This window comes from Anaerovibrio sp. JC8, from assembly GCF_002100115.1.
In the GTDB taxonomy this organism is placed as follows: Bacteria; Bacillota; Negativicutes; order Selenomonadales; family Selenomonadaceae; genus Anaerovibrio.
In genome coordinates this window covers 204,625-218,315 of sequence record NZ_ANBM01000001.1, presented here as the reverse complement: position 1 = coordinate 218,315, position 13,691 = coordinate 204,625, and the positions used below count along the sequence as shown (strand labels likewise).

The window sequence follows — 13,691 nt, the reverse complement described above, 5'->3', positions numbered from 1 at the left end:
GGTGATATATCAATACACCATAGGCATATTTTCGTAATAACTCGGCACAAAAGATATCTTTCGCCTCGTTGAAACGTTAAGTGGAATATTTTTCCTTTAAAGGAAAAATTTGAACCATTTCGTTATAATTGTCATACAAATATGCCTTGCGTGCATTGACAATTAATATATAACGATTTAGAATGAAATTAATTGAATAGAGTACGGACAGGTGTCTGTTTATCAGACTTAATAGAGAATCCGGTAAAAAGCCGGAGCGGTCCCGCCACTGTATAGGGGAGCAAGGTACATTTATGTCACTGAGTCACGGGCAATGTGATTTGGGAAGGCGTACCAAGCTGAGAACCTGAGCCAGGAGAACTGCCTGTTTTATCATTTCCGTTAGCGAACAATTTCAAAGGGCTGCCAGCAACCCTTTGATAACAAGATGCTTGTACCTGCGAGCGATGGGTAGGGGATGGACTACGATGGGTGAATATCTGCGAGTTTAGGCGATTCATTTATCTGGTATCAATCTCCGGCTTATTTATGTAAGTCGGATTTTTATTTTTCCAGACAGATATTTTTCCGTCACTCCATCTGCACACTCTATGCAGATGGTTTTATTTTGTGTGAAGGAGGTAAATTCAATGAATGAGGAGAAAAGCGGTCAGGCCCAAGAAGAGCTGGATCTTCAGGCCATTCTGAAAAAGGCTGAGCAGCAAACAACATTTCCTGATGTGCCTTTGGATGAATTCCAGCCGCCAACGTATGATGAGTGGAAGGAAGCATGCATAGCACTTTTAAAAGGTGCTCCGTTCGAAAAGAAAATGTATACCAAAACTTATGAGGGTATAACTTTTTCACCAATGTATTTTAGAAAGGATACTGATCCTATCCTGCCTAAAAAGTCCTTCCCGGGAATGGACGATTTTATGAGGGGTGCAAAGCCAAATGGCTACATAGAATCTCCATGGGGTATCGCTCAGTCCTGTGATGAAACCATGCCAAAGGAGAACAATGAGCTCCTGAAGCATGAAATCGACAGAGGCTCTACAATCTATAATGTATGTCTGGATAAGGCCACTGTATCCTGCGTGGATGCCAAGGATGCAGATAAGCCTGGTGAGGGTGGCTGCAGTATCACCACCCTGCAGGATATGCATGATTTGTTAAGTGGATTAAAGCTGGACAAATATCCACTGTATATTTATGCCGGAGCTTCTGCTGTACCTATGCTGTCCCTGGTGGTGGCAACCTTAAAATCCAGTGGACAGGATGTAAAGAGCTTAAAGGGAATTATTGGTGCCAATCCAGTGGGGGAACTGGTGGCAACAGGCAAAAATGGTCAGTCCCTTGCCAAGCTCTATGATGAAGCTTATGAAGCCGCCAAGTGGGCCATCAAGAATGCTCCGGGGCTGAAAACCTGCTTCGTAAGAAGTGATGTTTTCAGTAATGGCGGTGCTAACGATATACAGGAAGTAGCCTACAGTCTGGCTGTGGCTACTGATTATATCAGAGCTATGCTGGAACGGGGACTTACAATTGATGAGGCAGCCGGACAGGTGGCCTTCGAGTTCTCCATGGGCGCCAACTTCTTTATGCAGATTGCCAAGCTTCGCGCCGTGCGTCCTATCTGGTCCCAGATTATCGAAGCCTTTGGTGGTAGCACAGAAGTGCAGAAGATGTTCATCCATGCCCGTCCAGCCCGGTTCTTCAAGACGGTTTATGATCCTTATGTAAATATGCTGCGCAATACCTCGGAAATCTTCTCCGGCGTGGTAGGCGGCCTGGATTCCTTCGAAAATCCTCCATTTGATGAGGTTATCCGCAAGGGTGATGAATTCTCCCGCCGTATTGCCAGAAACGTGCAGATTATGCTTCAGGAGGAGTTCGGTCTCCTGCAGCCTATTGATCCGGCTGGCGGTTCCTGGGCTGTAGAAACCCTTACCAAGCAGGTTAAGGAAAAAATCTGGGAGGAATTTAAGGTTGTTGAAGCCAAGGGCGGTATCGTAGATGCCCTGAAGGAAGGCTATCCACAGGAGCAGATTGGCCTTATTCTGGCTGACCGCTTCAAGAAGCTGGAGCTGCGCCGCGACCGTATCGTTGGCTCCAATATGTATCCTAATATGACAGAGGTTCGGCTGGACCCTAGAGAAGAGGATTTTGCCGAGAATAAAAAGCTCCGTAGTGCTGATATTGCTGAATATGTTGAGGATATTGACAGCAAGTTCTGCCAGGATGCTTTGGCCAAAATTAAGGAGGCCAAGGGAAGCATGGAGGCTGTCATTGAGGCAGCCAAGGCAGGTGCCACATTGGCAGAGCTGCGTGAGGCTCTTACTTGTCCTAAATGTGCGGAGAATGCGGAGGAGATTGAGAAGATTGATGCCCATCGCTGGAGTGAGCGCTATGAGGCTCTCCGCATGATCACTGAGGAATATAAGGAAAAGAATGATGATAATGTAAGAATTTTCCTGGCTAATATGGGGCCTATTCCACAGCATAAGGCCAGAGCAGACTTCACCACCGGCTTCCTGCAGGTAGGTGCCTTTGAGGTACTGGGCAACAACGGCTTCCCAACTGAGGAGGAGGCTGCAGCCACCGCCAAGGAATCCGGGGCAGACGCAGTAGTAATCTGCTCCACTGATGCTACATATCCTGATATTGTGCCTAAGCTGGCTCCAATGCTTCACGAGGCATTGCCTAATGCCACCGTATTCCTGGCTGGTGAAGCACCAAAGGATTTGAAGGAAACTTACGACAATGCCGGTATAGATAAATACATTTCTGTCAAGGCAAATTGTTACGAAATCCTGCAGGCACTGCAGAAGAAGAAAGGGATGATTGAGTGATGGCTTCTTTTAACAACCCTGATTTTACCAGTATGAACCTTAAAGAAGCTCCAGAGAGAAGCCCTGAAGAATGGCGCAAGCTGTTTGAGGACGCTGCCGGTGCCAATTTTGACAAGCTGACTGGCAAGACAATGGAGCATATTCCTATAAAACCGTTGTATAACTATGATGAATATGAGCACATGAATCATCTGGATTTTGCCTCTGGCATTCCACCATGTCTCCGTGGCCCATATTCTACAATGTATGTATTCCGTCCATGGACCGTTCGTCAGTACGCCGGTTTCTCCACTGCAGAGGAATCAAATGCATTCTACCGCAGAAATCTGGCAGCTGGCCAGAAGGGTCTGTCCATCGCCTTTGACCTGCCAACCCACCGTGGTTATGACTCCGATAATCCACGAGTTCTGGGTGATGTTGGTAAGGCCGGCGTTGCCATTGACTCCATTTTGGATATGCGTATTCTGTTCAGTGGCATTCCACTTGACCAGATGTCCGTATCCATGACCATGAACGGTGCAGTATTACCAATCCTGGCCTTCTACATTCTCTCCGGTGAGGAGCAGGGTGTAGACAAGAGTGTTATGGCCGGAACTATTCAGAATGATATTCTGAAGGAGTTCATGGTGCGTAATACTTATATTTACCCACCTGAGATGTCCATGCGTATTATCGGTGATATTTTTGAATATACCACCAAGTACATGCCGAAGTTCAACAGTATCTCCATTTCCGGCTATCACATGCAGGAAGCTGGCGCTACGGCGGACATTGAGTTGGGTTATACTCTGGCGGATGGTCTTGAATACATCCGCACTGGTGTGGCAGCAGGCCTGCCAGTAGATGCCTTTGCTAAGCGTCTGTCCTTCTTCTGGGCTATCGGTAAGAACTACTTTATGGAGGTTGCCAAGATGCGTGCGGCCCGTGTACTGTGGGCAAAGATCGTTAAGTCCTTCGGGGCTACCAACGACAAGTCCATGGCCCTCAGAACCCACAGCCAGACCTCCGGCTGGTCACTGACAGCCCAGGATCCATTTAACAATGTATCCCGTACCTTGATGGAGGCCATGGGTGCCGCTTTGGGACATACCCAGTCACTCCATACCAATGCACTGGATGAGGCCATTGCCCTGCCAACTGACTTCTCGGCCCGTATTGCCCGTAATACTCAGCTGTATATCCAGGATGAAACCAGCGTATGTAAGATCATCGACCCTTGGGGCGGTTCCTACTATGTGGAGGCTCTCACTAATGAGATCATCCGCCGCGCCTGGGCTCATATTCAGGAGGTTGAGGCTCTGGGCGGTATGGCCAAGGCTATTAACAGCGGCTTGCCTAAGATGCGTATCGAGGAAGCTGCTGCCCGCCGTCAGGCTCAGATTGACTCTGGCAACGAGTCCATCGTAGGTCTTAACCGTTTCCGTCTGGAAAAGGAAGACCCACTGGAGATTTTGGCCATTGATAATACTGCTGTACGTCAGGCTCAGATTGAGCGTCTGGAAAAACTCCGGGCTGAGCGTAACGATGATGATGTTCGCCGTTGTCTGGAGGGCATCACCAAGGCAGCTGAATCCCGTGACAATGGTAACCTGCTTGAAGCAGCTGTTGATGCGGCCCGGGCTCATGCATCACTGGGTGAGATTTCCGATGCAGTAGAGAAGGTTTCCGGCCGATTCCAGGCTGTTATCCATACTATTTCCGGCGTATATTCCTCCGAGTTCACTGATAAGAGTGCCTTGGAGAAAGCCCGTGAAATGGCTGATGAATTTGAAAATCTTACTGGTCGCCGTCCAAGAATCTTCGTGGCCAAGATGGGCCAGGATGGTCATGACAGAGGCCAGAAGGTTATAGCTTCTTCCTTCGCCGATATGGGCTGGGATGTTGATGTAGGTCCTCTTTTCCAAACCCCGGAGGAGACTGCACAGGATGCCGTCGATAATGATGTTCACATGGTAGGTTTCAGTTCCCTGGCCGCTGGTCATAATACTCTCCTTCCACAGCTGGTTCAGGAGCTGGAAAAGCTGGGCCGTGATGATATCATGGTTTGTATCGGCGGCGTCATCCCGGTTCAGGATTATGATTTCCTGTACGAAAGCGGTGCAGTGGCTATCTTCGCTCCAGGAACCAATATTCCTGAGGCTGGTATCAAGCTGCTTACACTGTTGATTGACAGAGCTAAGGAAGACTTAGCAGAGGAGTGATGGTGACGGGTTATGGCAAAATACACCACTTCAAAACCAAGCTGGGTTCCTGATGAGCCCAATGAAAAGTTCGCCTGCAGCGTTATGGGCGGCATAGAGGGGATAAAGGACACCACCGTAGGCAATATCAACCCTAACTTATTAAGTGGTAAGACGAAACCAAAACGGCGGCTGGTCTTAAGTGAGGATGATTATGTCAATGGGGTTCTCAGCGGAGACCGCATGACATTATCCCGGGCTATAACTCTCATTGAAAGCAATAATTCCAAGCATTTTGCCAAGGCACAGCGGGTTTTACAAAGGCTTTTACCACATACTGGAAAGGCACTTAGAATAGGTATTACAGGCGTGCCAGGTGCCGGCAAGAGTACTATTATCGAAGCCTTCGGTAATATGCTCTGCGATGCCGGCCATAGGGTAGCCGTCTTGTCCGTTGACCCAACCAGCTCTGTTACCAAGGGCTCAATTTTGGGCGACAAAACAAGAATGGGGACTCTTTCCCGTAGACAGGAGGCCTTCATAAGGCCTTCTCCTGCCGGGGGAACCCTTGGCGGCGTGGCCCGTAAAAGCCGTGAAACCATGCTGATGTGCGAGGCTGCCGGTTATGATATTATCCTTATTGAAACCGTTGGCGTAGGTCAGTCGGAAACTACAGTAAGATCAATGGTGGATTTCTTTATGCTGGTGGTTCTTACCGGTGCCGGCGATGACCTGCAGGGCATCAAGAAGGGTATTATGGAGCTGGCTGATGCCATTGTTATCAACAAGGCTGATGGGGATAATCTCCTGAAGGCCAAGGTGGCCAGGGCTGAATACGAGCGGATGATAGAATATATACGTCCTGCTACAGAGGGCTGGCCAACCCACGCATATCTCTGCTCTGCCTATACAAAGTTCGGTATTTCGGAGTTGTGGAAGGTTATCCAGGCTTTTAAGGAAATGACAACGGAAAGCGGTGTTTTCAACAAGCGCCGTAACCGTCAGCTGCTGGAATGGATGTACAGCATGATTGATGAGCATCTCCACAGCCTGTTCTTTGATGACCCGGTTATAACAGGCCGAATGCCGGAGGTAAAGGATGCTGTATTAAACGGTGTCATTTCTCCAACTCAGGCGGTAAAAGAGCTGGTAAACATGTTTGATGTGGACATGGCTGCCCGCCGTCAGGTGGATATTTTCCATCCGGAAGCCGAGGTGAAGCCGTAGATGTATACCAAGAAAATATATTTTTCCGGTGGCAGCTTTCACGAGCTGCAGGCTGTGTTTGAGATTCTGACGGGGGTAATCAGTGTAAAAGCCGGTTATATAAATCCTGAGTCACAGCCAGTCAGCTATGAAGCTGTGGAGCAGGGGCACGTAAAGGCTGTAATGGGTATATGCGCAGAGTATAATCCAAAGAAAATTGATGTTTCCAGCTTGCTGGATATTCTGTTTTCCGTTACTGATCCTTATAGTGAGCATGGACAGGGGAACCTAATTGGTCCGATGTTTATGTGCGGTGTATACAATAATACCCCGGAGGATTTGCCACAGATTCAGCTTCATCTGAATTTCATGGCCAACAAAAAGAATCCACCGGCTGTGGCTGGCAGCAATCTGACCATTAATGATCCGGTCAGTGACCAGAAACAGAGGCGGAAGCTATGTGTAAGGTCAGAGGAATTACATGTATTTGTGGAAGCAGAGGAGGAGCATCAGGATTATCTGAAAAAGAATCCTACGGCCCCAACCTATGTGGATATCCAAAAGTTTAAGAATTACATAAGCAAGTAATAGAGTTGAGGATAGCGAAAGCTATCCTCTTTATTTGTATGACAATTTCTACATCTTTCCTTGACTGAAAAAGGCTGGAGTGGTAGACTTTGAGTGATGTATAATGTTTATATGTGGGAGCGTATAACTATGGTTTGAGCGTATTATAACTAAAAGTTATAATCACCAGTCACAGGGGAAAAGAGGGTACGCCCCGCACAGAAAATTTTAGGTCGTAGTCATACGACTTTAGGGGAGGATTTTCGATGATTGACATTCTCGACAGGGTACGCAACAAGGAATTGCAGTCCAGGATTGTAACTGCGGAAGAGGCAGCTGCTTTTATTAAGCCTGGAATGAATGTTGGTACCTCCGGCTTCACACCATCAGGTTACCCAAAGGCTGTTCCAATGGCCTTGGCTGCTCGCATGGAAAAGGAGCATTTCAAGATTAACCTTTGGACCGGCGCTTCTACCGGTGATGAAGAGGACGGATGTCTTGCAAGAGCTGATGGTATTGCATTCCGCATGCCATATCAGACAAACAAGGATATGCGTAACGCTATTAACAGCGGCAAGATTGAGTATGCAGATTTGCATCTCTCTGAGTCCGCACAGCTGGCCCGCTATGGTTACTTAGGCGGCAAGATTGATGTGGCTATCGTAGAGGCTTGTGCCATTACTGAAGAGGGTAACATCATTCCTACTACCTCCATGGGTAACACTGCATCCTATGTTCAGACTGCGGATGTTGTTATTGTAGAGGTTAATACCAGCCAGCCACTTGAGCTGGAGGGTATGCATGATGTGTATGTTCCTCTCGATCCACCAAATCGTCTTCCAATTCCTGTTGTTAAGCCTAATGACAGAATTGGTACACCATATATTCCTTGTTCTCCGGACAAGATTAAGTACATTGTACCTTGCGATATCACCGACAAGGTTCGTCCGCTTGGTGAAATTGACGAGAACTCCCGCAAGATGTCCCAGAACTTTATCGAGCTGCTCCATGCAGAGGTAAAGGCTGGACGTATGCCTAAGAACCTGCTGCCATTGCAGTCCGGTGTAGGCGCAGTTGCTAATGCTGTTATCAGTGGATTCGTTGAATCTGACCTTAAGGATCTCTCAGTATATACTGAGGTTATCCAGGATGGTATGTTTGACCTCATCGATGCAGGAAAGCTGAATTTTGCATCCGGTACTTCTCTCTCTCCATCCCCGGAAGGTCTGAAGCGTTTCTACGATAATATCAAGGAATACAGAAAGCATATTGTGCTTCGTCCTCAGGAGGTAGCCAATAGCCCAGAGGTTGCACGTCGCATTGGTGTAATCGCAATGAACACCGCCATCGAGGCAGATATTTATGGCAACATCAATTCTACTCATATTATGGGTACAAAGATGATGAACGGTATCGGTGGTTCCGGCGATTTCGCCCGCAACGCTTACCTGACTGTATTCTTTACTGTATCTACAGCCAAGGACGGTAAGATTTCTTCCATCGTTCCTATGGTTTCCCATGTAGACCATACTGAGCATGATGTAGATATTATCGTTACTGAGCAGGGTCTGGCTGACCTCCGTGGTCTGTCTCCACGTCAGCGCGCAAAAGTTATAATAGAGAATTGTGCGCATCCAGACTTCAAGCCTATGCTGATGGATTATTATGAGAGGGCATTAGCAGAAACCAAGAGTGCTCATACTCCACACCTTTTAAATGAAGCACTTTCTTGGCATGAAAGATTTATGAAAACAGGCACAATGAAGAAATAATAGGAGGATATTTCACTATGAGCAATGAAAAGATTCAGGCTGGTTTAGATAAATATAATGCCAGCGTAGAAAAGGCTATCGCTAAGTTCCCAGAGCGCGCTAATCTTCCGGAGCAGCGCCTGTACACTCCATTGGATATTTCCGAGACCGACTATGCTGATGAAATCGGTTTCCCTGGTATGTATCCATTTACCCGTGGTGTACAGCCTACCATGTACCGTGGTCGTTTCTGGACAATGCGTATGTACGCCGGCTTCTCTACTGCAGCTGAATCCAATAAGCGCTATCGTTATCTGATTGAGTCCGGTGCTACCGGCCTTTCCTGCGCATTTGACCTTCCTACTCAGATTGGTTATGACTCTGATGACCCTATTTCTGAGGGTGAGGTTGGTAAGGTAGGCGTTGCTATCGACTCTCTGGCTGATATGGAAGTTCTCTTCGACCAGATTGACCTTGGCAAGGTTTCCACCTCCATGACTATCAACGCTCCTGCATCTGTACTGCTTTCCATGTACATTGCAGTTGCTGAGAAGCAGGGTGTTCCTGCTGATCAGCTGAAGGGTACTATTCAGAATGATATTCTGAAGGAGTATGCAGCACGTGGTACTTATATCTTCCCTCCACGTCCTTCCATGCGTCTGATTACTAATATCTTTGAGTATTGCTCCAAGAATGTTCCAAAATGGAATACCATTTCCATTTCCGGTTATCATATCCGTGAGGCAGGTTCCACTGCTTCTCAGGAAATCGCATTCACCATTGCAGATGGTATCGCATATTGCGAGGCTGCAATCAAGGCTGGTCTCCATATCGATGATTTTGCAGGCCGTCTGTCCTTCTTCTGGAATGCTCATAACAACGTACTTGAGGAAGTTGCCAAGTTCCGTGCTTCCCGTCGCGTATGGGCCAAGGTTATGAAGGAGCGTTTCCATGCTGAGAAGCCAAAATCCATGATGCTTCGCGTACATACCCAGACTGCAGGTTCCATGCTGACTGCTCAGCAGCCTAACAACAACATTATCCGTGTTGCTCTCCAGACTGCAGCAGCTGTTATGGGTGGTACCCAGTCCCTCCATACTAACTCCCGTGATGAGGCTTTGGCACTCCCTACCGAGGAGTCTGTAATGATCGCTCTCCGTACTCAGCAGATTGTTGCTTATGAGTCCGGCCTGGCTGACGTAATCGATCCATTGGCTGGTTCCTACTATGTAGAGGCCCTTACCAATAAGATTGAGAAGGAAGCCTGGGAATACATCAACAAGATTGATGAAATCGGCGGCGCAGTTGCAGCTATCGAGAAGGGCTATATCCAGAAGGAAATCCAGGATTCCGCTTACAAGTGGCAGATGGATGTTGAGTCTGGTGCAAAGACCATCGTTGGCGTTAACAAGTTCCAGATTGAAGAAGAGCCACCTAAGGGCCTGCTGAAGGTTGATGCTTCCGTAGGTGTTGCACAGTGCAAGCGCCTGGCTGAAATGAAGGCTAAGCGTGACAATGATGCTGTTAAGGCTGCACTGGCTGATCTTAAGAAGGCTTGTCAGGATGAGAATGAGAACCTCATGCCACACATTCTTAATGCAGTTCGTACCTATGCAACTCTCGGTGAGATTTGCGGCGTAATGCGTGAAGTATTTGGTGAGTATGAAGCTCATGTAAATCTGTAATAATTTGGAGGTAAATGAGAAATGGCTAAAGTTAGAGTATTAGTAGCAAAACCAGGCCTTGATGGCCATGACCGTGGTGCAAAGGTTGTTGCCAGAGCACTTCGTGATGCAGGTTTCGAGGTTATTTATACCGGTCTTCGTCAGACTCCAGAGCAGATTGCTGAGGCAGCTTTGCAGGAAGACGTTAATGTTGTGGCTATGTCCATCCTTTCCGGTGCTCATCCACATCTCTTCCCTAAAGTTGTAAATCTGATTCGTGAGAAGGGCATGGATGATGTTCTCATCATCGGCGGCGGTGTTATTCCTGAGACTGATATTCCGGCTCTCAAGGAAGCAGGCATTGCCGAGGTATTTACTCCAGGTACCCCAACCGGCGATATTGTTGAATTCATTAAGGCTAACGTTAAATAATTAGTTTTTTGCAGCAGGGGTGGCAGCTGCTGGGGCGGCTGCCATCATATTGCTGGTAACGGTGGTGCATAGATGGACATTGTAGAAGAGCTTTTAAAGGGGAACCGACTGGCTTTATCCCGTGCCATTACAGCCATTGAAAATGAGTATGATGAAGCGATGGATATTATGAAAAAGCTTTATCCTCATACTGGCCATGCATTTGTTCTTGGTATTACCGGCCCTCCTGGTGCCGGCAAGAGTACCTTGACCGACAAGCTGGCCAGAGCTTACAGAGCACAGGGCAAGACAGTTGGTATTATTGCCATCGACCCTACCAGCCCATTTACTGGCGGCGCAATTCTTGGTGACCGTATCAGAATGAATGGTCTGACCACGGATGAGGGAGTTTTCATACGCAGTATGGGAACCCGCGGCAGCCTTGGCGGACTTTCTCATAAGACAGCTGATGCAGTCAAGGCCATGGATGCCTTCGGTAAGGATATTATCTTCGTTGAGACTGTTGGTGTTGGACAGTCCGAGGTAGATATTGTCAAGGCGGCTGATACAACCATGGTTGTATTGATTCCTGGTATGGGTGATGACATTCAGGCTATCAAGGCAGGTATCCTTGAAATTGGTGATGTGTTTACCATTAACAAGGCAGATCACGACGGAGCTGACAAGCTGGTACGTGAGATGAACATGATGCTTGATTTGGACGGCCTGATGACGGATTGGCGTCCACCAATTCAAAAGGTAATTGCCAGTCAGAATGAGGGGATTACCGAAACAATTGAAAACATTGAAAAGCATTTCAAGTATATCTCTGAAAACGGAATATTGACTAAACGCCGTACAGAACGTTCCAAGAACGAGATGCTGGATGTGCTCCATAGCAATATCGGTTCTTATATTACCAAAAAGCTGGTAGAATCCGGCAAGATGGACGAATATGTAGAGCAGATTAAGGCCAGGGAGACCGATCCTTATACGGTGGTAAGCAATGTAATGAAGGATATGCTTAAGTAAGTGTGAATAAAAGATTTAGGGGGAAAACAAAATGGCATTCAAAATTTTAGGCGTTGACCACATTGGTATTGCGTGCAAGGATTTACAGGAAGGCAAAGACCTCTGGACTACTATTGGTCTTGCCTGCACTGGTGAGGAAACTGTTGCAGAGCAGAAGGTTACCACTACCTTCCATCCAACTCCAAATGGCTCCGAGATTGAGCTTCTGGTTGGTACTGCTGATGACAGCCCTATCGCCAAGTTCATTGAGAAGAACGGCGGCCGTGGCGGCATCCAGCACATCGCTCTTCGTGTAGATGATCTTCCTGCAGCAATCGCTGACCTTCAGGAGAAGGGCATTGTTATGATTGACAAGGCTCCTCGTAAGGGTGCAGGCGGCGCTGATATTGCTTTTGTTCATCCAAAATCTGCTGGTGGCGTTCTGCTCGAACTTTGTCAGCACGAAGACCGTTAATCTTATTCAAAATACAGCCACTTGTGGCTGATTAGGAGGCAAAAAATGGCTACAGTTCAGGAAAAAATTGAACTTATGAAGGAAAAGAAGGCTCACATTGAGCTGGGCGGCGGCGAAGCACGTATTGCCAAGCAGCACGAAAAGGGCAAGATGACTGCCCGTGAGCGTCTTGAGCTCCTCTTTGATGAGGATTCCTTCACAGAACTGGATGCTTTCGTAAAGCATCGTTGTACTAATTTTGGTCAGGAGAAGAAAGATCTTCCTGCTGAGGGTGTTGTAACCGGTTATGGTACTGTTGATGGCCGTCTGGTTTATGCCTTCGCTCAGGACTTCACCGTAGAGGGTGGTTCCCTTGGTGAAATGCATGCAAAGAAGATCTGGAAGGTTCAGGATCTGGCAATGAAGATGGGTGCTCCTTGCATCGGTATCAATGATTCCGGCGGTGCCCGTATTCAGGAGGCGGTTGACGCTCTCTCCGGTTATGCTGGTATCTTCTACCGCAATACCGCAGCTTCCGGCGTTATCCCTCAGATTTCTGTAATCATGGGACCATGCGCAGGCGGTGCTGTATATTCTCCAGCTATCACTGACTTCATCTACATGGTAGACAAGTCTTCCCAGATGTTCATTACCGGTCCGGCAGTTATTAAGTCCGTAACCTATGAGGAAGTTACTGCCGAGGCTCTTGGTGGTGCTATGACTCATAACACCAAGTCCGGTGTTGCTCACTTCGTAGCATCCGATGAGCAGGACTGCATTGAACAGATCCGTTATCTCTTGAGCTTCCTGCCAAGCAACAACATGGAAAATGCACCAATGTTTGACACTGGTGACGATCCAGACCGTATGGACGAGAGCTTGAACACCGTTATTCCAGATGACCCTAACCAGCCTTATGATATGAAGGATATCATTGCTGCATTGGTTGATAACGGCGAGTTCTATGAAGTTCATCAGCATTTTGCTACCAACATCATCACCTGCTTCGCACGTTTTGATGGCCGTAGCGTAGGTATCATTGCAAATCAGCCTAAGGTCATGGGCGGCTGCCTTGATATTGATGCTTCTGATAAGTCTGCTCGTTTCATTCGCTTCTGCGATGCTTTCAACATCCCACTTGTTAACCTGGTTGACGTACCAGGCTTCCTGCCAGGCGTTGGTCAGGAGCATGGCGGTATCATTCGTCATGGTGCAAAGATGCTGTATGCATACAGTGAAGCTACTGTTCCAAAGATTACTGTTATCACCCGTAAGGCTTATGGCGGTTCCTACATCGCTATGTGCTGCCGCGAGCTGGGCGCAGACCAGGTTATGGCTTGGCCTACCTCCGAGATCGCAGTTATGGGTCCTGCAGGTGCTGCTAATATCATCTTTAAGCGTGATGAGCCAGATGTTAAGGCTAAGCACACCCAGGATTATGTTGATGAGTTCGCAACCCCTTATAAGGCTGCAGAGCGCGGCTATGCTGATATGGTTATTGAGCCTATCGAGACCCGCCCTCGTATCATCACTGCATTGAATGCATGCGCTTGCAAGCGTGAGGCTATGCCTGCCAAGAAGCACGGCAATATTCCACTTTAATCCGATGCTAACTG

Annotated in this window: 10 protein-coding genes and 1 riboswitch; all 10 genes read left to right on the top strand. The window is 47.7% G+C overall.

The features are described 5' to 3' along the window. Positions 1-192 precede the first annotated feature (192 nt). A riboswitch (cobalamin riboswitch) is annotated at positions 193-383 on the top strand. Positions 384-629: 246 nt separating this feature from the next. The 10 genes from D081_RS01000 (at position 630) to D081_RS00955 (ending at position 13,677) form a co-directional block, all read left to right on the top strand. Next, the gene (locus tag D081_RS01000) at positions 630-2,831 is read left to right on the top strand and encodes a methylmalonyl-CoA mutase family protein (RefSeq protein ID WP_085022273.1); all 2,202 of its coding nucleotides are present in this window, start codon (positions 630-632) and stop codon (positions 2,829-2,831) included. Beyond that, on the top strand, positions 2,831-5,032 hold the full coding sequence (scpA, locus tag D081_RS00995; protein WP_085022272.1) for a methylmalonyl-CoA mutase: 2,202 nt from the start codon (positions 2,831-2,833) through the stop codon (positions 5,030-5,032). Before D081_RS01000 ends, scpA begins: the two co-directional genes overlap by 1 nt. 12 nt (positions 5,033-5,044) lie before the next feature. Continuing rightward, positions 5,045-6,238 (top strand): methylmalonyl Co-A mutase-associated GTPase MeaB, encoded by a 1,194-nt coding sequence (gene meaB, locus D081_RS00990; protein ID WP_085022271.1) that lies wholly within the window; start codon positions 5,045-5,047, stop codon positions 6,236-6,238. After that, a complete protein-coding gene (locus D081_RS00985; RefSeq protein WP_085022270.1) occupies positions 6,239-6,805 on the top strand; it encodes a peptide-methionine (S)-S-oxide reductase in 567 nt (188 codons plus the stop codon). A gap of 245 nt (positions 6,806-7,050) precedes the next feature. After that, positions 7,051-8,556 (top strand): acetyl-CoA hydrolase/transferase family protein, encoded by a 1,506-nt coding sequence (locus tag D081_RS00980; protein ID WP_085022269.1) that lies wholly within the window; start codon positions 7,051-7,053, stop codon positions 8,554-8,556. A gap of 17 nt (positions 8,557-8,573) precedes the next feature. Next, positions 8,574-10,220, top strand: coding sequence for a methylmalonyl-CoA mutase (locus D081_RS00975; protein ID WP_085022268.1), 1,647 nt, complete (start codon positions 8,574-8,576; stop codon positions 10,218-10,220). A 21-nt stretch (positions 10,221-10,241) separates the two neighbouring features. Continuing rightward, the gene (locus D081_RS00970; protein WP_085022267.1) at positions 10,242-10,631 is read left to right on the top strand and encodes a cobalamin B12-binding domain-containing protein; all 390 of its coding nucleotides are present in this window, start codon (positions 10,242-10,244) and stop codon (positions 10,629-10,631) included. A 72-nt stretch (positions 10,632-10,703) separates the two neighbouring features. After that, positions 10,704-11,642, top strand: a complete 939-nt coding sequence (meaB, locus tag D081_RS00965; RefSeq protein ID WP_085022266.1) for a methylmalonyl Co-A mutase-associated GTPase MeaB — start codon at positions 10,704-10,706, stop codon at positions 11,640-11,642. Positions 11,643-11,673: 31 nt separating this feature from the next. Then, positions 11,674-12,096: a methylmalonyl-CoA epimerase gene (gene mce, locus D081_RS00960; protein ID WP_027396274.1), complete on the top strand. Its 423-nt coding sequence runs from the start codon at positions 11,674-11,676 to the stop codon at positions 12,094-12,096. A 45-nt stretch (positions 12,097-12,141) separates the two neighbouring features. Next, positions 12,142-13,677 (top strand): acyl-CoA carboxylase subunit beta, encoded by a 1,536-nt coding sequence (locus D081_RS00955; protein ID WP_085022265.1) that lies wholly within the window; start codon positions 12,142-12,144, stop codon positions 13,675-13,677. Positions 13,678-13,691: the final 14 nt, after the last annotated feature.

Coding starts and splice junctions, on each gene's coding strand:
- meaB (WP_085022271.1), top strand. CDS start 5,045: ATGGCAAAATACACCACTTCAAAACCAAGCTGGGTTCCTGATGAGCCC.
- mce (WP_027396274.1), top strand. CDS start 11,674: ATGGCATTCAAAATTTTAGGCGTTGACCACATTGGTATTGCGTGCAAG.
- D081_RS00970 (WP_085022267.1), top strand. CDS start 10,242: ATGGCTAAAGTTAGAGTATTAGTAGCAAAACCAGGCCTTGATGGCCAT.
- D081_RS00980 (WP_085022269.1), top strand. CDS start 7,051: ATGATTGACATTCTCGACAGGGTACGCAACAAGGAATTGCAGTCCAGG.
- D081_RS01000 (WP_085022273.1), top strand. CDS start 630: ATGAATGAGGAGAAAAGCGGTCAGGCCCAAGAAGAGCTGGATCTTCAG.
- meaB (WP_085022266.1), top strand. CDS start 10,704: ATGGACATTGTAGAAGAGCTTTTAAAGGGGAACCGACTGGCTTTATCC.
- D081_RS00975 (WP_085022268.1), top strand. CDS start 8,574: ATGAGCAATGAAAAGATTCAGGCTGGTTTAGATAAATATAATGCCAGC.
- D081_RS00955 (WP_085022265.1), top strand. CDS start 12,142: ATGGCTACAGTTCAGGAAAAAATTGAACTTATGAAGGAAAAGAAGGCT.
- scpA (WP_085022272.1), top strand. CDS start 2,831: ATGGCTTCTTTTAACAACCCTGATTTTACCAGTATGAACCTTAAAGAA.
- D081_RS00985 (WP_085022270.1), top strand. CDS start 6,239: ATGTATACCAAGAAAATATATTTTTCCGGTGGCAGCTTTCACGAGCTG.